31 protein-coding genes are annotated in these 16,852 nt (G+C 53.3%); 1 reads left to right on the forward strand and 30 read right to left on the reverse strand.

The genetic code is table 11. The features are described from left to right. Window positions 1-39 precede the first annotated feature (39 nt). The 30 genes from QUF14_RS13465 to QUF14_RS13600 all read right to left on the reverse strand — a co-directional run bounded on the left by QUF14_RS13465 (window position 40) and on the right by QUF14_RS13600 (window position 15,998). Window positions 40-591 (reverse strand): phage virion morphogenesis protein, encoded by a 552-nt coding sequence (locus QUF14_RS13465; RefSeq protein ID WP_050937630.1) that lies wholly within the window; start codon window positions 589-591, stop codon window positions 40-42. Then, window positions 588-1,754, reverse strand: a complete 1,167-nt coding sequence (locus QUF14_RS13470) for a phage head morphogenesis protein (RefSeq protein WP_042966127.1) — start codon at window positions 1,752-1,754, stop codon at window positions 588-590. Before QUF14_RS13470 ends, QUF14_RS13465 begins: the two co-directional genes overlap by 4 nt. Then, on the reverse strand, window positions 1,741-3,336 hold the full coding sequence (locus QUF14_RS13475) for a DUF935 domain-containing protein (RefSeq protein ID WP_097759602.1): 1,596 nt from the start codon (window positions 3,334-3,336) through the stop codon (window positions 1,741-1,743). The genes QUF14_RS13470 and QUF14_RS13475 overlap by 14 nt, the downstream gene beginning before the upstream one ends. A gap of 3 nt (window positions 3,337-3,339) precedes the next feature. Beyond that, window positions 3,340-4,980, reverse strand: a complete 1,641-nt coding sequence (terL, locus tag QUF14_RS13480; protein WP_042966125.1) for a phage terminase large subunit — start codon at window positions 4,978-4,980, stop codon at window positions 3,340-3,342. A gap of 52 nt (window positions 4,981-5,032) precedes the next feature. Further along, window positions 5,033-5,533: a DUF1804 family protein gene (locus QUF14_RS13485; protein WP_000312575.1), complete on the reverse strand. Its 501-nt coding sequence runs from the start codon at window positions 5,531-5,533 to the stop codon at window positions 5,033-5,035. Then, a complete protein-coding gene (locus QUF14_RS13490; RefSeq protein WP_162838175.1) occupies window positions 5,533-5,685 on the reverse strand; it encodes a hypothetical protein in 153 nt (50 codons plus the stop codon). The genes QUF14_RS13485 and QUF14_RS13490 overlap by 1 nt, the downstream gene beginning before the upstream one ends. Next, window positions 5,672-5,821 (reverse strand): SPASM domain-containing protein, encoded by a 150-nt coding sequence (locus tag QUF14_RS28930; protein WP_157839881.1) that lies wholly within the window; start codon window positions 5,819-5,821, stop codon window positions 5,672-5,674. The genes QUF14_RS13490 and QUF14_RS28930 overlap by 14 nt, the downstream gene beginning before the upstream one ends. After that, window positions 5,760-5,942, reverse strand: coding sequence for a hypothetical protein (locus QUF14_RS13495; RefSeq protein ID WP_042966123.1), 183 nt, complete (start codon window positions 5,940-5,942; stop codon window positions 5,760-5,762). The genes QUF14_RS28930 and QUF14_RS13495 overlap by 62 nt, the downstream gene beginning before the upstream one ends. 13 nt (window positions 5,943-5,955) lie before the next feature. Beyond that, window positions 5,956-6,333, reverse strand: coding sequence for a M15 family metallopeptidase (locus QUF14_RS13500; protein WP_042966122.1), 378 nt, complete (start codon window positions 6,331-6,333; stop codon window positions 5,956-5,958). Between the two features lie 2 nt (window positions 6,334-6,335). Then, entirely contained in the window at window positions 6,336-6,614 is a 279-nt protein-coding gene (locus tag QUF14_RS13505) for a phage holin family protein (protein ID WP_000445984.1), read from the reverse strand. After that, a complete protein-coding gene (locus QUF14_RS13510) occupies window positions 6,604-6,996 on the reverse strand; it encodes a phage holin family protein (protein WP_001372993.1) in 393 nt (130 codons plus the stop codon). The genes QUF14_RS13505 and QUF14_RS13510 overlap by 11 nt, the downstream gene beginning before the upstream one ends. 183 nt (window positions 6,997-7,179) lie before the next feature. After that, the gene (locus tag QUF14_RS13515; protein WP_042971158.1) at window positions 7,180-7,458 is read right to left on the reverse strand and encodes a hypothetical protein; all 279 of its coding nucleotides are present in this window, start codon (window positions 7,456-7,458) and stop codon (window positions 7,180-7,182) included. 25 nt (window positions 7,459-7,483) lie between these two features. After that, complete coding sequence (locus QUF14_RS13520; protein WP_047087262.1) at window positions 7,484-7,951, reverse strand: Mor transcription activator family protein; 468 nt, start codon at window positions 7,949-7,951, stop codon at window positions 7,484-7,486. A gap of 94 nt (window positions 7,952-8,045) precedes the next feature. Beyond that, on the reverse strand, window positions 8,046-8,525 hold the full coding sequence (locus tag QUF14_RS13525) for a hypothetical protein (protein WP_042970930.1): 480 nt from the start codon (window positions 8,523-8,525) through the stop codon (window positions 8,046-8,048). Continuing rightward, complete coding sequence (locus tag QUF14_RS13530) at window positions 8,522-8,920, reverse strand: gp16 family protein (RefSeq protein WP_047087260.1); 399 nt, start codon at window positions 8,918-8,920, stop codon at window positions 8,522-8,524. The genes QUF14_RS13525 and QUF14_RS13530 overlap by 4 nt, the downstream gene beginning before the upstream one ends. Next, on the reverse strand, window positions 8,892-9,170 hold the full coding sequence (locus tag QUF14_RS13535; protein ID WP_021564522.1) for a hypothetical protein: 279 nt from the start codon (window positions 9,168-9,170) through the stop codon (window positions 8,892-8,894). Before QUF14_RS13535 ends, QUF14_RS13530 begins: the two co-directional genes overlap by 29 nt. A gap of 67 nt (window positions 9,171-9,237) precedes the next feature. Further along, window positions 9,238-9,420, reverse strand: coding sequence for a hypothetical protein (locus QUF14_RS28935; protein WP_071940939.1), 183 nt, complete (start codon window positions 9,418-9,420; stop codon window positions 9,238-9,240). Window positions 9,421-9,424: 4 nt separating this feature from the next. After that, window positions 9,425-9,733 carry a hypothetical protein gene (locus QUF14_RS13540; protein ID WP_042970913.1) on the reverse strand — a complete coding sequence of 103 codons (309 nt, stop codon included), beginning with the start codon at window positions 9,731-9,733 and terminating at the stop codon, window positions 9,425-9,427. Then, window positions 9,730-10,020, reverse strand: coding sequence for a DUF4752 family protein (locus QUF14_RS13545; protein ID WP_042970909.1), 291 nt, complete (start codon window positions 10,018-10,020; stop codon window positions 9,730-9,732). The genes QUF14_RS13540 and QUF14_RS13545 overlap by 4 nt, the downstream gene beginning before the upstream one ends. Then, window positions 10,010-10,240 (reverse strand): hypothetical protein, encoded by a 231-nt coding sequence (locus QUF14_RS13550; protein ID WP_042966114.1) that lies wholly within the window; start codon window positions 10,238-10,240, stop codon window positions 10,010-10,012. The genes QUF14_RS13545 and QUF14_RS13550 overlap by 11 nt, the downstream gene beginning before the upstream one ends. Then, window positions 10,237-10,464 carry a hypothetical protein gene (locus tag QUF14_RS13555; protein WP_047087259.1) on the reverse strand — a complete coding sequence of 76 codons (228 nt, stop codon included), beginning with the start codon at window positions 10,462-10,464 and terminating at the stop codon, window positions 10,237-10,239. The genes QUF14_RS13550 and QUF14_RS13555 overlap by 4 nt, the downstream gene beginning before the upstream one ends. Then, complete coding sequence (locus tag QUF14_RS13560) at window positions 10,454-11,182, reverse strand: DUF2786 domain-containing protein (protein ID WP_047087257.1); 729 nt, start codon at window positions 11,180-11,182, stop codon at window positions 10,454-10,456. The genes QUF14_RS13555 and QUF14_RS13560 overlap by 11 nt, the downstream gene beginning before the upstream one ends. A gap of 80 nt (window positions 11,183-11,262) precedes the next feature. After that, window positions 11,263-11,454, reverse strand: a complete 192-nt coding sequence (locus QUF14_RS13565; protein ID WP_047087255.1) for a hypothetical protein — start codon at window positions 11,452-11,454, stop codon at window positions 11,263-11,265. Next, window positions 11,435-11,668, reverse strand: a complete 234-nt coding sequence (locus QUF14_RS13570) for an ANR family transcriptional regulator (RefSeq protein WP_012904653.1) — start codon at window positions 11,666-11,668, stop codon at window positions 11,435-11,437. Before QUF14_RS13570 ends, QUF14_RS13565 begins: the two co-directional genes overlap by 20 nt. A gap of 1 nt (window position 11,669) precedes the next feature. Continuing rightward, window positions 11,670-12,314, reverse strand: coding sequence for a DUF3164 family protein (locus QUF14_RS13575; RefSeq protein WP_047088852.1), 645 nt, complete (start codon window positions 12,312-12,314; stop codon window positions 11,670-11,672). A 29-nt stretch (window positions 12,315-12,343) separates the two neighbouring features. Then, window positions 12,344-12,559 (reverse strand): hypothetical protein, encoded by a 216-nt coding sequence (locus tag QUF14_RS13580; protein ID WP_047088851.1) that lies wholly within the window; start codon window positions 12,557-12,559, stop codon window positions 12,344-12,346. Between the two features lie 12 nt (window positions 12,560-12,571). Continuing rightward, the gene (locus QUF14_RS13585) at window positions 12,572-12,796 is read right to left on the reverse strand and encodes a hypothetical protein (RefSeq protein WP_000361028.1); all 225 of its coding nucleotides are present in this window, start codon (window positions 12,794-12,796) and stop codon (window positions 12,572-12,574) included. Window positions 12,797-12,810: 14 nt separating this feature from the next. Beyond that, complete coding sequence (locus tag QUF14_RS13590) at window positions 12,811-13,704, reverse strand: AAA family ATPase (RefSeq protein ID WP_047088850.1); 894 nt, start codon at window positions 13,702-13,704, stop codon at window positions 12,811-12,813. 18 nt (window positions 13,705-13,722) lie between these two features. Then, window positions 13,723-15,765 (reverse strand): Mu transposase C-terminal domain-containing protein, encoded by a 2,043-nt coding sequence (locus tag QUF14_RS13595; protein WP_047088849.1) that lies wholly within the window; start codon window positions 15,763-15,765, stop codon window positions 13,723-13,725. Continuing rightward, window positions 15,765-15,998 carry a helix-turn-helix domain-containing protein gene (locus QUF14_RS13600; RefSeq protein ID WP_000252040.1) on the reverse strand — a complete coding sequence of 78 codons (234 nt, stop codon included), beginning with the start codon at window positions 15,996-15,998 and terminating at the stop codon, window positions 15,765-15,767. Before QUF14_RS13600 ends, QUF14_RS13595 begins: the two co-directional genes overlap by 1 nt. Window positions 15,999-16,169: 171 nt before the next feature. Between QUF14_RS13600 and QUF14_RS13605 the strand changes: the two genes are divergently transcribed. Beyond that, window positions 16,170-16,817 (forward strand): helix-turn-helix domain-containing protein, encoded by a 648-nt coding sequence (locus QUF14_RS13605; protein WP_047088848.1) that lies wholly within the window; start codon window positions 16,170-16,172, stop codon window positions 16,815-16,817. The last annotated feature ends 35 nt before the right edge of the window (window positions 16,818-16,852 follow it).

Genomic DNA, 16,852 nt, shown 5'->3' on the forward strand with positions numbered 1-16,852 from the left:
TTATGTTGCCACAGACGATTACAGCGCGTTTGTGGTCATTCAGTCAATCACACGCGCAAAATAGCGGTTTGCGGTGTTCTCCAGCTCGTCGATGTCGTCCTGTACAAGCTGAAGGAAGGGGCGCGCGGGCATGTTGACCGTATACGCTCCGACCGTTGCGCTCTGCACAAAATTACTGTTGCGCTTTTTCACAAAGCGGGTGCTGACGCTGCCGTTTTTGTACTGTTTAAAATACAGGTTCTGCGTCCGTGCCTGATGGCGGATTTCGCCGCCTTCGTTGTGGATACGGGCATAACGGACGTTTGTCCCGACCGTGGCCTCGTTATTGTTAACCGCAGAGCGGATACTGGCAGCCAGTCGCCCGGATTTCTGAAGGATTTGCCCGGGGCCGCGCCGTTTCGCATAAGCCGGACTCCAGCCCATCCATTTCGGGCGCCCCTGTTGTTCAAAGTTAGTCTCAACCGCATCCAGCATGGAACCCGCAAGTGCCGTCATCAGATCGCGCCGGTCCTTCACGGAACGAATCAGTTTCCCCAGCGTGGTGTTATACGCGCTTAAATCAATCTTAATATCCAGTTTACCGTTGCTCATGATGCCTCCGGGGTATCCTGCATAACCCAGTCTGTCAGCACGTCATCCTCAACCGTCGCCACTGACCAGCGGTCGCCCGACTGTAACGCATACCGCCACGCGTTGCCGTCCTGCGTGACATGCTCCGCCCGTTCGATGGTCTGCTGCATCAGCACATAGTCGGCGGCGGCCGGGGGCGTGTCTGTTGCACTGAGGCGCTTCATAACGTCAGCCGTAAGGTTTACCGTCTGCCGTGCAGCGCCCGTGGCGGCGACCTGTTCCGGTGAACGGATGGCCAGCGGATATCGCTGGCGCGCATCCAGTTCGCTGACGTTCGCCAGTCCCCGGGCAAAATCCGGCCCGGTCAGAGTGCCGGTGACATACTGGCGGGCACTGCGGTAATCATATTTCTCCAGTTCCGGCTGCCATGCCACCCGACCGGGATTAAATCCGAAGCCCGGGTCGGCGGTATACACGGAGCCGTCCGGCATCTTCAGTCCCATTGTTCTGATGGTCAGGCCCGGCTGGCCATATTCCTGCTCAACCTCAACCAGTCGCCCCTCGCTGCTCTGCACCGTCAGGCCATATTTCTCCACATCAGACGCCGAACGCGCCCGGATACGGCAGCGGCATCCGTACCCGTCAGGGGCGTAGAAATACTCCCAGACCGGGTCATCCGCCCGGGCGGTAAAGCCGTTCAGGGCGGCGTGTTTCGGGCGTGTGTGAAGGTCCATCACCGCCACGCGCTCAAAATAAGGCCGGTCGGCCACGTTCGCCATCTGTTGCTGATAACGTCCGGCGTTGTAGGACGACTGAATGTTGGTATCAAATATCGTGCGCAACCGGCGCGGCGTCAGCTGTCTGCCGTGCAGTTCGCCGGTGTCCTCGTCCACAATCAGTTTTTTACCCAGCCAGCCTTTTTTCTCCAGCAGTGGCTCCAGTTGTGCAGCAAACTCCCGGAACGTCCCGCCGTCAGCCAGTGCGGCCGTCAGGCCATCACGGATATCCTTCAGCACATCCAGTTTCAGCACGCCAGCCACCGTGAACGCCCGGGCGTTGGCGATATCCTTCACATCGTGCCAGCGGAAGCCGATAACGTATCCCTTACTTTCGAAATACTTAATCGCTTCTTCCGGTTTCAGTGTGTACGCATACCCCAGGTCAACATCGTCAGCTGTCGGCATTCAGTCGCCCCCAGATATCCGCCACAAAGAATGCCTGCGCCAGCAACTGCCGCAGTGTGTCATCCGGCAGCTCCGTCCATGCATCCGCCAGTACGTTCATGACCTCGTCTGCATTCCGGCCTTCCTGTATGGCCTGCACCAGCGGGGCCACCAGTTCGTTCATTCCCTGCGCGATGGCCTCTGCCGGAAGTGCTGCCCGGTCGATGGCGCGCTGTGCCGGGTCGTCCTCCCCGTTGTCCTGCTGACTGAGTGCGGCAACATTCATCCGCTCACGCAGCTGGCTGAGACCGGCCTGCACAGGGAGACGCTGTGCCACCGGAACCAGTACCTCTTCGCCGTCTTTCGGGGTGGGGATACCGGTTTTTTTGCGCACCCACGACACCGGGATATCCTTCATTCCCACATTGTTGACCAGCACACTGACGGCTTCCGCCACCCCCTTAATGTCGGCTTCCTGCTGCACATCAAACACCAGACGCGGCAGACGGCGTGGCGGGATATCCTGCCAGCCGTTGAGGCTGGCCATCATCTGTATCAGGCTGCTGAACATGCCGGACAGCTGGCGCGCATCGGCGGCCAGAATGTCGTGCCGGACCTCGTTATGCACATTACCCAGCGCGTTGGTGGAGGTTTTACCGTCAGCCTGGCTGGTCAGCGTACTGCCCAGAATCACTTTTGAGGTGGTACGCTCCGCCCATTCCACCATCGACATGAACGCCTCCGGCCCACCGGACGCGGCTTCCTTGAACTCGATTTCGTTACCCTGCGGCAGGGCTGCCACCGCTTCATGGCCCAGATTAACCAGGGCTTCGAGAATGTTGTCCCGGTCTTCGTCACTGGTGCCCTGTGCATAGTACGCAATGCGCGCCGGAAGGCCGTAAATCTCCAGAAATTCCGCCATATCACGCAACGCAAAGTTTTTAAACAGATACGGCCAGACCAGTACGCGGAACAGGCCGGATGAACCCAGGAACCCCGACCGGGCGTTGTAACGATGAACCAGCCAGCCGAACGGCCACAGTGCGGAGCCGTCCTTACCATCTTCCCCACGGTTGCCGTCATCAAGGCGGAGTTCGTCATTGTGTTCCGGCAGGGTAATGAACCAGTTATGCGGGCGCAGCGTCACCGCATCCGGTAACCACGTTTTATCCACGAACGCCCAGCTGATTTCCTGACAGCTGAAGCCGTAACCGACACTACTCATCCCGTTGAGGATGATGTCCTCCATGTCCGGGATGCCATGCAGCCATTCATCCACGGCGGCGGCCAGCGCCTTTTCTGCCTTCGAGGCATTGCGGGGCGGCTCCACCGACCAGTCCAGCGTCAGCAACGCTTTTTTGCGTTTTTCCATCTCGGCGAACAGATGGCCGTCACGTTCTTCCATATCCGCAAACAGCATCGCCTGCGCCGGAAGATAACCGCGTTCGGCAGCTTCCAGAATGCGCGGCAGTTTTCTGATGTTCAGACCACGCGACGGGTGGTCGGGATAAATGCGCAGCCGTTCCGCCACTCTGACCGACTGCGTGGTTTTGAGTGCCTCACGTTTCAGCGGGCGTCCGTAAATATCAACAAGCTGTGCCATTAATTACCATCCTCCTGAACCAAAACGCCCGCCACGGTCACGCCCGGTGCTGCGTGGGGTGTGTATCTGAAATTTTGCGCTGCGCGACACTGCCAGCGTCCACAGCATGTGCAGACAGTCCGGGCCGTCATCATGGTCGGCTTTGGGGTAGTGGCGCAGCTGGTCAATCAGAGTCTGATGTGCGGGACTGATGCGAATCAGGCCGTTGGCCATATGCGGCTGAAGGGACTCAATACGCAGCGCCTTATCCTCCAGAGGGATGACCGGCAGCGCCGGAACCGGTACGCCCAGCGCCGCCGAACGCTCAACCAGCACGGTACGCAGAAACTCCTGAAACTGAACGGACTCAAACGACCAGCACAGACAGTGGTATTCCCGCTGATACTTGATCACGTCTTCGATAAGTTTATTTGGCAGACGTCGGCGGATATCGGCTTCAACCACATCCAGAATGCCGGTAAAGCGGTTAAAGCCCCCCACGAGAATGGCCGACGGGTCGCGGTTTTTGTTTTTCTTCCCGAGACTGGGGTCAACAGCGCCGTAGAACACCCATTCATCAAGACGGTTAACCCAGAACTTAATGCAGCCCGCAAACAGCGCATCTTCACCGCTGACCGGGTCGTTCTGGTATTCAGAATCAAAGGTGTCGTGACCGTCACGGACACGGATTTTCATCAGTGCCAGCAGGGGACGCGCCGCCCATGACACCACCGACCCGGCGAGCATCTCGGCTTCGTTCTGCCGGTAAAGTGCCTCCGCCGCTTCCGGCTGTTTGTTGCGGATGAGTTCTTCCCACTCGTCCCACAGCTTCATGTTGGCAGGCCACTGAATAACAGCCTTAAAGCGGGCTGTTTTCCACATCGGGTTATTCAGCGTGCGCGACAGCACGGAGTCGTAATGCAGGATGGTCCCGATATAAATAATATCGGTTTTACCGCCAGCCTCACCCAGCGGCATCACGGTTTTAGTGAGCCAGTCGTGCAGCTTGTCGCGCTGCTCCGGGTTACGCACCATCTCGTCATTCTCGATGTCGTCGAGGATAACCAGGTCAGGACGGTACGGACCGTGGCGCAGACCGCGCAGTTTTTTACCACTACCGGCGACGGTCACCTTGATATTGTTGGCCGTGACAATAGTCCCCATACGCCAGACGCGCCCCTGTCCGCACGCTTCCGGGAAATCGTTTTTTAAACGGGGGTTAAATTCCAGTTCAGCCTTGATGGCTTCCAGCATCGGATAAGCCTGGTCGATACTGTCCATAATGATGACCGGGTAATGTTTAATGGCCCGGATAATGTTCCACAGGGTAAACAGCTGCGTCACCAGCGTGGATTTTGCTTCACCACGGGGCGCGGCGATGGCGTCGTTCTCCGGGTCCGGGCTTGCCACAACCTGTGGCAGACGGCTGAACAGGTATTTATGCAGCTCACTTTTTGCCGGGTTGCGGACGTAGTGCGGGAAATAGTTTTCGACAAAATAATCGTAGCCCGTCACCGGGTCGCAGACTGCCGCCCGGCGGGCCTGTGTGGCCTGCGGGTTAACATCAAACCCCAGACATTCAGCCTCAATGGTCTGGCGGAGGTTGGCGATGTACTCCTGTAAGCTTCTCTGAAACTCTTTAATGGAAAGTTTACGTTTTGCCACGTCACACCTGGTATACAAATATCAGACGGCCCGGAAAACCGGGCCGCTGTGGTTAACTGAAATTATCCTCAAGCTCTTTAGCGAAGCCTTCGAGCACCTCAAGAAACGGGGCATACTGTGCCGGATGACGCTCCTTGATGAACGCGCCGAGCCGCTGCACCACTTCCAGTGCCGTGGCGAGCCGGTCGGTTTCCGGCAGGATTTTTTTACTGCTGGCCACCGCCTTACTGAGACTGTCAGACAGACTCGCCAGCAGTTCGACGGACTCCTGCGGCGGGATGTCCGGGTTCTGGTTCAGCCGTTCAAGCGTCGTCTGACACTTCACCACCAGACTGATAAGCACGGTGCGGGCGACACTTTCCAGCCCGTCACCGGCGAGCGCGTGAGCGGCCCGCAGCTTGTCCCAGTCGTCACCGTTCTTCATCGCCTGCGTTTTCCAGCGCCGCGCGGTATCGTGCGGCACGGCGTACTTCATGGCGACGATATCCAGCGGAAGCTGGTCAAAGATGTACCCGTTACGGACTTTGTCCCTGATATCCTGTGACCACGCCATTAAGTGTCCTTCTGAGCCTGTTCAATCCTGCGCTGAACTTCGTCGGGATTTTCAAGAACGAACACGTTTTTCCCGGTATCCAGTTCAATGACAGTGCCATCATGTGTACCGTGCTGACGGTAAAAATGGGTGATGCGTTCAGCGAGCACCATGACAGCGCCTGCACCTCCTGAACCTGTGTATTCTGTAAATCTGATAACGCTCACTGTGCCAGACCTTCAAAAAATCAGTTCTGCGAACACTGCCGGATACCGTCGATAATCCGGCAGACCTGTGCCGCCGCGTCAAACAGCTGGCCCGCTCTGTTAATGTCAGTGCATCCCACCGGAAGCAACATCACCAGAAACAGGGCCAGAACACAGCGCACGGCTTTACGTGGCGTTCTGTGGGGCCAGTGACTTCTGTTCATAATCCCTCCCGCATCAGCGTTTTAACTGGAAATGAGGCCCGTCTTTCAGCGTTTTCCAGTCTCCGCCCCATTCGATGGCGACACCCAGCTCTGCGGCAGCCTGTTTAAAGGCTCGGGCGATTTTTTCGTATAACGGCCAGTCCCATGAAATGGTGCCACCAACGTAAGCCACGACATCAACAGCATCGCCAGTAAGGTGACGGCTGTTCATGGTCTGGCTCTTGCCTTCAGCGACAAGTTGTTTCTGACGTTCTTTCGTGCGTAAACCTTCGGTAATACCAAAATCGACGTCCGACAACGCCAGCGCACGGCGTACAACCGCCACCAGTTGTGGTTTTACGCCAGCCAGATTTTTCTCGCTACGTTGACTGAAACGGAATTTTTCCGACATATTCACCTCCGCAGTAACGAAAGGATTTTTGACAAATTCCCGTGCGCCCACACGATAAGCGCACAGAACACCAGATTCAGCGCCACAACCAGCCAGCTGGAGTGTGTGTATGTACCTGACAGCCAGCGGAACGGGATGATGATGTAGCCGAGCATCAGCCAGTACGCCAGCCAGGTAATCATCGGTTTATGCGCCGCACCGTGACGGCGATACACAAACAACCCCAGCACAATGGCGAGACACAGCCAGACATTCACGATACCGGCAAGGCTACTTTCCATTTCCACCCCCTCCGCCGCGCAGTCTGGAAAACAGGCCGAACAGCGATGAAATTTCCTGTTGATAAAGAAAGGTCAGTATCTTGATGGATAACGCCGAGACACCGACCGCACACAATGCATCGAGCGGCTTGTCGTTGTAGTGGGTCAGCCACTGCATCAGTGACGCAGCCACGCCAGCCCCCAGAACGCCAACCACAAACGCGACGAGCAGGTGGATGGCCATTCGCCACACCGGGATTTCTTTCTGTTGCGTGACAACAAAAAGCGCCCCGGCAAACGCGCCCACCACGACGCCAAAATCGGTATTGGTGAGAAGACCAAACACACTGGCACCACCGATGGTGACTGCCACAGCTCCGCCGCCTGATAAGGGTTCAGACATGAGTTTCTCCTGTAAATCTGAGCCACTGACGGCCCGTAAATAACACCCGGTCAAAGGCACAGAATGACTTTTGCCGGGCGCTATCCCTTAAGGTGCCTTGTGGTCTGAGTGGAGAGGGTAAACGGTCTGGTGTGGTGGGTACTGCTGGGGGAGTTCAGCACCCCGCCGCGGCGGGGTGCTAAATCAGAAGCGGGAAAGAGAATCCGGCGTAATAAGAGGTTTATTACAAAGCGGAGCAGAGGCGTTCGCCTTTTCCATCGCTGCGCGCATCTCGTTTTCGCTGGCGATGATGTCAGCAATGGCACACTGCAACGCTTCTTCCTGAACAACCATATCCGGTTGTTCGGCCATTCGGTTTAGCTGGCTGGCCAGATTTTTCATATAAGCGAAGCGGCGTCCGGCAGCATCCCGGGCCTGCTCTGAGTAGGCCGTATACTCGCCTGGTGCCGTATAGTTGGTCATAAGTGTCTCCTTTTTCTGAGGCCTGTTAATCAAAAAGCCCCACCTGGGTGGGGCTTTTCAGCGAAGTCTGTTTTTGTCGTCGGTGTATCAGTTGCCATGCGTACCGGTCTGAAATCCCGTAACGGGGACAGAGTAGTGCCAGCGCCTGCCGGTGTGAGCATCCGTCTTTTACATGCTGCTGTAAATCAGCCATAAAACGGGTGTTACGCAGGGCACGTAACGCATGATCGCAACGAGGAATGTAAAACGGTGCACCGCCAAGAAAGCGGATCAATTTGTTGATTTCGTCTTCGGTCAGCACGTCATGTAACAGGGCATGGACACCGCCGGTGCGTCCGGCGTGTGCGCCGGTTTTACCGCTTAACGTCACGCCACCAAAAGAACGGATTAACCGGGTCAGGGCGGGGAAGCCAATCACGCTAATCAGTTGCTGTACGGAATCGGGCAGCAGTACCTGCGCATCGCGAAGATCTGTTTCACTGAAGGTCTGCATGATGGCGTCTCCGGTAGTAACTTACTGTTATTATAGCCATACATGATCGCCTGTACAGTTCATAAAAAACCTCCGCGTTTGCGGAGGTTCCTGTTTATTCATCCCAGACATTAACAATGGCAAGGTCTTTTCTGGCCTCTATACGTTCTTTACCAAAGACGAATTGATCAAAGCAATCCATGCGATCCTGTATAAACAAACTTCTGGAACGCTCGAGAAACTGTTTGTTGTTGCCGAGGACGTTAGACCAGTAATCCTGTAGTTGAATCCCCATATTTACACAGGAACTATAAACAGGATCGAAGCCATTACCGCCAATTTTCTCTATTTGTTTATCGAATTCCTTCAGGCCTGTTATGACCTTACGCCATTTTTCAGGGTTACCGTTATTATATTCTGATGCAGCGTCTGGCATGTCATAATAGAGTTTCAGGCTTTCCCTCAGAAGTTGCTCAACCTGTGGTTTCATATCCTGATAACGTTTCAGTTCCTTTTGCGCCTGTTCCTCTGTCTGAGCCAACGCAGAACAAGAGAAAATAACCCCTACTAAACAAAACAACCATTTTTTCATCATTGATTTCTCCTTCTTGAATCTTTAACCAGCGCCACCATTACCCCAAAAAGCTGTTCATCCGTCAGCCATTCGATCACATGTTGCTTATACATGTGAGATGCCAGCCCTTCTGCATATGCCCAGGAACGACCGGCATCAGCCAGCAACGCTTCAATTTTGGATAATACTGATTTTCTGCTCATTGCAACACGGGGGCGGCGACCTTTACCGGCGGGTGCTTTGCGCGGAAATCCCTGTTCGTGCATGTATTCCCGGATGATGCGCAGTTCATCGAGGTTGCAGCGTGTGGTGCTGGTTTTACCGGTCAGGCGGGCCAGCGTCTGGCGATAAAGGACATCATCCCACCCCAGATACGCCTGACCGGCTTTAATGGCTCCGATCATCTTTTTCAGCATGTTTGTTATCCTCAAAACGCACGGTAAAACGTGAAACGCCAATCCCTGACAGGAACGCGGCGGCACGGTCAAGAGACAGCCACGTCTTGTAATCGCCACGGCGTTCCTGTAGAAAATAAGACACACCAGCGCGGCGATTCACAGCGAAGAGGTGATACACACCACCGAACCTCTGCACGACGAACTCATCCACGCCACCGCTTTCAGCCTGCTGCCGGAAGGCTGCCATTCCGATTTGTTCAATCTTCATAATGACCAAAACATCGCTTTTGGCAGACCAAAACATATATTTTGGTCTGCTATTGGTTATTATTTAATTACTTTGCGTTAGTGTGATTCTTCCAGCGGTTTTGCGCCGCGCTGGGCTTTTTGCAACAACTGTGCCCCATCACACCACGACACCCCGTCAACCTCACTCGTCTGTTACTAATCCTCAACCATCGCCAGACCCCAACACCGTTTCTGCGAGCTAACAGAATTTTTGCCTTACGGTTTTTCATCTGATTATTCCCCTGAAACCAGTTCTGAATAAATGACTGTTGTTGCAATACGCTCCCGTAATTGCTGCGTTCCGTGGTATTTGATTGCCACATCTCGTAACTGATTAACCAGCTCTCTGACCTGATGCTCCTTTACTCTCAGCGTCACTGGAATGATTCCAGCACTCCGGCGTTCCTGAAGTTCAACCAGGGACTGCCGTAAAAGCATCCACCACTCTCTGTCTACAATCGGTCCGCGCATATCAAGCATTTTGTCAGCATCGGCAATCAGTCTGGTCAGGCTCTTATCGCTTATTCTGGTTTGCTGGTTCACTGCGCCGCCTCCTGTTCATTTTTTTCACTCCGGTATACCAAAATCACGACATCTCCCTGGGTAATTACGCGTGCCGGGTCTCCCTGTTGCATACGGTCAATATCAAAAGCGTCATTAAACGCATTTAGTGCCTTCACGCGCTTGTCTTTGCGGCAACGTTTTTCACATTGCTTAAAGAACGAAGAAATCAACCACCTGAATGACATAAAAGTGATATAGCCATAACCGATAAGCGCCAGACCTGTATTCATGGCTACATCGATCGTTATCGTTTTATCAATGACCATTGCAAGCCTCCTGTTTTGCCACTTTAAACGCCCGTAACATCGGGACCGTTTTACCGGTGATGACGGTTTTCATTAAAAGGCCACCGCCACTCTGGTGGCGCACTTCAGGAGCCACAAACAACGCCGCATCCACAACCCGGCAATAGCGACGGAACTCCCAGAACCAGCAGGTAACAATGATTTTTGAGGTGACTCCGTAGTCATAAAATTCAATATTCATTTGCAGTTAAACCTTCTTTTGTGACGTTCTACAGCGGCTTTCATGGCGTTGTGCACGGTTCTTTTAATAATCCGGCGTCCCGCACTGTCATAGAACCGCCACCGGGAAGCCCCCGGATATTTGGGAAACTCAACCGCCGCGCTGCCGTCATTCATCCTGTATTCGTGGCGTTCTTCTGGCGGCTGGTATATTGCTTCGGTAACACTGAGAAGTTTAAAAGCCATCGTTATCCCCTCCCAGCGCCAGCGGCCTGTTGCTCTGACCATTAACCCCCTGATGCAACCTGGCATTTTTCCCGGCGATAAAACCAGCAGTAGCGGCAAACTCTGCACCCCGACACGCTTTAGCTGTGCGCATATCCCCGTCGCGCCGCACTTTAGTCCTGTGCAGGTTTTCTCTGTAAAGCTCAAGGCGGCTTTTTTCTTCCGGGGAGACGTCATACACCGCAATGACATCACGGGCACCAAAGACCCAGCCTTCGCAGAACTGGTCGCCACGGGCCACCCGCGTGGATGGTTTGCAACGCTTACAGTGTTTATCCTGATATTGATTACGCTCTGCCATCATCTGACGGGAAAGCACATCAAACGCGTAGGCCGCAATTTCCGGGCGGCTGTCAGGACCATAAAAACGAACGTAACGTTTGAGTGAACCAGAAGCCCGGTATTCACCGGAGATGTAACACTCGACACCGAAGGCTTTACATACCAGGTCACACAGGATGTGCATATAACGCGGCGGTGTACTGGCATCACTCGGCGCACCCGCGCTGGCAGCTTCCTGAATGTCGAACAATTCCGCGTCGTTTTCGCTGATACCATGCTGGCGCATATAAGCCTGGGCTTTTGCAATAGCGTTAGCGGCTTCTTCCGGGCTTGATGTTCCTCTGGCAAGGCGTAACAGTTTTTTAATTCTGGCGATATATTTGCTTTTATTTTCCATAATGAATCCCTCAGATTCAGGCGTAAGCCAGCCCCGGCGGGTTTACGCCTGTTTTAAATAACAATTAAAAACGAATTAAATTAATGCGCTGCTTTCAGTGTTTCGACTTTTACGAAATAAGGCTCGACATTAATTTCAACCACACAACCACATTTAAAATCTCTGGCCGGTGCAACGGTTTTCACCACCCGGCCACCGCGCAACGCCGGATGTGCCGTGTGCATGAAGCGAGTCCCTGGCGGATACTGCTTATTAAAGTTCTTCGCATTCATGGCGTGGCCTCCATCCCTTCAGGTGAGCGTTAGCGCAGAACTCCGCACGATGTTCAGCCCAGATGCGGCGCAGGGTGCTACACGGGCTTTGCGCTGCCTTACGCCACAACTTTTCAGCCTCGGCATAATCGCCGCGTTGTTCTGCTCTGGACGCGCCCAGCGAATACGCCGCGCAACTATTTCCGGCTCTGTACTCTTTGATATCCTGATGCATGTTAAACCCCTGCAATATCAAGCGGGATTGCGCGGTATTCGTCGGAATCACCGACGCGCTCATACACGCGGATATAGCTTTTGCTGCCAACCACCTGGACGGCTTCACCAATCAGTTTCATGGCGTTATCCCAGCGCTCCTCCGTAATATCGAGACGACGCAGAGCCAGAACGCGCCCGGTGTTGATGTTGCCTTCCTTGTCCGTGCTGAATGCTTCGCTGATGATGGCTTTTATTTCAGGACGTGCACCTTCCGTCCAGTCAGCCAGGCAATCATCAATCAGCGACTTCGCGGTCTGAATGCGTTCATCAAACGCGATACGGTCCTGCATGGCGCGCTGAATCTTGTAACGCCCGTCAAAGCTGTAAAGCGTGATATTCCCTTTTTTACCGCCTTTCACAGCGCCGTATTTCTCCGCCGACAGGTCAATAAACGCCTGAATATCACCAAACGCACGCAGTTTCAGTTCACGCAGTGAGGCGGAGGCAGCAATCACCATCTCCACAAGCTCACCGACCAGCTGCTCACGGTCGCGGTCAATATCTTTGATAAGACTTTCAGGTGTCATTACGCCACGGGCATCCACCCAGTAACCTTCAGGCGCTTCAGTTTTCGTGTATTGCTTAACTTTATTTTCAGTCGTCATAATTAAATTACCTCAGTGATATTTACAAATTAATGTGTGTTTTGCGCGCAGGGTTCCACGCCAACAGAAAATAAATCAACGCCGTTAAATTCTTTATTAAGAGTTTGATTCATTACCTCCCATAACCGTTGTCTTACTCCGACCTCTTCATCCGTAAATCCTTTTTTATCAACAGCCCCCATGCTCCTGACACGAAGCGTACCGTTTTCATCGGTATAGATAATTACTTCTAACTTGACCGCCATTCTGATTTCCTCTCATTGCCATACGACGGTGCAGCCGTCGATACAGGACGTTTTAACCACGCGGCGCAGGCCGCTGAATGTCTGGATGATTTCCGTTACCGGCCATACAGGACCACCCACGGGCGGGCAGGCATAAACCACAGGTAAACGGTGATGTTGTCCCGTTACACGACCACCAGTGGTGTGGATGGCCACACGGGCACGGGAACGGACGGCGTTAATGGTCTGCTTGTCCATCGTCTTGTTCTCCATCAGTGAATTAACATTTCTGCGAATTTATCAATGGCCTGCACACTGACCGGCGCATCGCTGATATCACAAATCCGGTACACACCACGCGCCAGCTTGAACAGACGGCGGGCATTACCCAGCGAACGTGTATAAAGCGCCTCGCTGATTTCCGGCTCTGCTGCTTCCGGCATCAACCCGGTAGCTATCTGGTTAAAATCTTCCTGCGACAACGTATCGCCCAGGTTAAGCGCCAGCGCCACGCGGCTGTATAACTGGGCGAACTCACCACGACGCCCCTTGAGGTTAATCAGAAGGCGAGGCATACCCGCCAGAACAACCCCGATACCCGCTTTGTCATGCAGACGGCGCAGAACCTCCAGTGCGCGATAGGGGAGCAGTTCAGCCTCGTCCACCATCAGCAGACGACCGGAATCACGCAGTTCTCGCACACATGCATCAATCAGTTCGTGGATATTGCCGCGAACTTTTACCCCCAGCTGGCGGCACAGCTCCTCAAGCAGTGTTCTGGCTGTATAGCCCGGGTCGGCTTCAATCAGGACCGCATCCCGGTTTCTGGCGGCGTATTCACGCAGAATCATTGTTTTGCCAAGACCTGCTGCGCCATACAGCACACAGATTTCACATTCCAGGTGAGCGTAGGCCAGCACCTCCAGTCCTTTGGCAGCCATACCGGTGGTCACAAACTTTGCTTTAATACGGCGGCTGTTTTCTTTTTCCCGCTCACGGGTCACAAAGGCAGAAATGCGTTCTTCAATATCAGACATATCGCCCTGATATTTACCCTGCAAATACTGGCTGATAACGGCGCTGCTACGACCAATAGCACGGGCGACGTGGGTCTGCGTATAGCCGCGACGGGCCATTACGTCATTTAATTGCGTAATTAAACTCATAATTAAATACCTTTTAAATTAACGGTTGTTTGTGCCGTTTTTCTTTAAATTGCGTTCGCGTTCAGATGCGAATAAATAAAGTTCTTCTTTTTCCTTTTTCTCCGGGCGCTCCAGACCAAATCCAAAATTAAAGTCAGGTTTCTGCGTAATAGCCGGAGTAAGCTCGCGTTTAGCCTCTTCGATTTTCTGCGCGGCCCGTGCAATGCGGCCTCTGGTGCGTTTCTCCTGCTGTTGTTCGATAACAGCTTTAGGGAACGCATCAACCTTGTTACCGTTCCAGATGGCATCGCAGATATAAGAACCGTCCATCCGCCTGACAATCACGCTGTTTGCGTCGTGAATGTCGTAACAAACCCTGACTTCATTTCCGTGCTCTGCTGCCAGTTCTGTGGAGAAATAGATGTTTCTGAATAACACCACTTCACCGCGTCGCACTGTGCAGATGCTTTCCGGTCGGAACATTTCGTGAAGTTCTTCCGGCGACAGCATGTCGATTTCAGCTTTCTGCTCTTTTATCAGTTTCCGGCGATACGCTGCCGGGCTGTAATGTTCGCCATCCTCTTTGCGGGGAAGGCTGCTGTGTGGGCGGTTGTTATACCGTTTTACCTCCAGCTCTATTGCGGCCATCAATTGCTCAAAGGTGGGGACTTCTCCCATTGCTTTAACCTGCCGCTTTGTCAGCTCCTTCCCTTTGTGGGTGGCCTTAATGGCTGACTGTGTGATGCGTTGCTGCATCATCACCGTTTCCTTGTCTGCATTTTTTGAGCAGTACGTCTGGAAACTCAGAGCCACATCTTTGGGTATTCCTTTGTTTGCCCGTTCTATTACCCCGCGCCCCTGCGGGTTACCTGGTATCCCCGTGTGATGTTCCACACCCAGCCGGGGCAAAATCCCGGTAATATCGGCATCAAGCACCCGGTTTTTTTCACCGCCCCCGTTATCGGAGTAATAAATCAGCGGTATTCCGTGTTGTGACATGCCATGACGCAATGCATCAGCAACGGCCACCACGTTCTCCGACAGGGACAGCGACCAGCCCACAATAAAGCGTTGTCCTGCATCCATAACCAGCGTCACTTCTGGCCGGAATGTATTCCCGGTGGCAGGGCTGAATGCCATCAGTTTCATACAGTGACCATCCCCGACCCATACCGCATTAACCGGTAATGTGCTCCAGTCGCGTCGCACAAAGGGATTGAGCGAACGCCAGGCTGAACCGGTGGAGCGGAAACGCTCCTTAACAATCACCGGGACACTGCTTAATACCCGTCTTACTGCGTGAACGGAAGGCAGTGCCGCCAGCATTCCCGCATCGTTCGCGTGCTTCTCATGCCACCAGGCTGAAAACTCGCGATACGCATATTCAACGGTCGGGCGCTTCCATGAGCGATAGAACATAAAGAAATCGCTCAACCACCAGACCTGCTCCCACGGTGTTCCCTTATGATGACCGGGAGCCAGTAACGCCAGTAACTGATTGGCATCACCGCGCGCCATCACCCAGCTGGAGTACCAGCTATCCAGGCTGCCGGTGCTGACACCGGTTCGCTTTCCCTGACGTGCATTTGCAGTATTCGCTGCTTCGATAATGCGGTCAGGCAACGCCCCCATGCGCACACCATCAACGATGTGCTTTAACGCGGCCTTCCTGGTCATTCCGGCGTATTCACGCAGTTTATGCACTTCAGTAGCCAGCAATATCCGCGCATCAGCAATGGCCTTTTGCTTGTCGGTCAGTGCCTGGACTTCGCGTAATGCCAGTTCCGGGCATTTGACCATCACTTCCAGTTCATCGCGAACGGCGACGTTTTTAACTGCCTTCTGCTCAACCACGGCGGGCAGTTGTGCATCTTCCAGAACCTGATGGGTCAGGCGCTTACGTAAAACTTTCTGCGCTTCAGCGGGCAGGCAGTCGATGTGATACTCGAATGCTTTGGTGCCTTCGCGCTTGCGCTTCCATTCCGGGTGCGTATCTGTGATCCGATTGAGCGTCCAGCGCACCCCCTGAACTGTACCGGGCAAACCAGGAAGACCGGCCAGCTCATTGGCTGAATAAAACATTACGCCGCCTTACTGGCATACCGGCTTGGCCAGATCTCCGCAGGTTCCACACCAATAGCATCGGCTATGATGCGTTCATATTTAGGGCATGAGCGATACAGTGCATTTTTTAAAGAGTCTTTTTTTAGACCAGCGCGTTCAGAAAGTTCACGCAATGTAAAACCTTTGGTGTGCACAGCGGCAACGATGTACTCGCGGTGCCAGTCTTTGTTCATTACTTCATTTCTAACCATTATTAGGTTACCCTTAAAAGTTATCCGTGCGGATAACACCGCCGTGTTATCCCTTCGGATATAAGTATTGATCCATAAATAGAAAATTACAAGCTTTCTTTTCTTGCTTTGGTGGAAAGAAAGTCTTTTTGTAGAAATGTGTTGTAAATCAATAGATTGAGAGGAAAGAAAGTGAGTAAACAAACCGCCGATGATTTTTCCTTTTCTCAGAATAGAAAAGAAAGCATTCAGGACAGAATCAAGCAACTGGTTGGCACTAGGAGTCTGCGTAAAGCCACCTCAGACTGGGGGTTGCCGTACTCGACCATAAATAACTACTTTGAGAAAGGCACCACTCCCGGCCTAAATGTGGTCGCTACGATAGCAAAATTAGAGAATGTATCACTGGAATGGCTGGTCTACGGTGAGGGCGATCGTGATCCAATAATAGAAAAAAAGGTGCCTACAGAAGACGTTAACCGCCCAAACACAAGTATTGTCGATGAAATACTAAGGCGAGCTACTCCAGAAGATAGAGAGCGTCTTATTGATATGCTGTGTTGTATTGGCATCAAAGGAGTCCTTGAACGCCTACAGCAACCCACCAGGCAAACCAAGCAAGCCGATAGCGAACTTGAGGAACAAAGGAAGGCCATTCAAAGCCTGAACATCAGGCAATCGCTTAAAGACGCTGTTTGCATGGCATTAGCTGGCGATGAGGAAAATGACAAAGAGATTTTGCGCCGCGCCAAAGCTATTTTCTGTGCTGGAACACCAGGTGATCGCGTTCCCGTCACACCGGAGCAAGAAACTAAGCCTGTAAACAAGAAATCAGCATAAGCGCCTCGTTTTGGCGGGGCGTGTGCTGTTAGCTA

Source organism: Escherichia sp. HH091_1A (assembly GCF_030295175.1).
In the GTDB taxonomy this organism is placed as follows: domain Bacteria; phylum Pseudomonadota; class Gammaproteobacteria; order Enterobacterales; family Enterobacteriaceae; genus Escherichia; species Escherichia coli_F.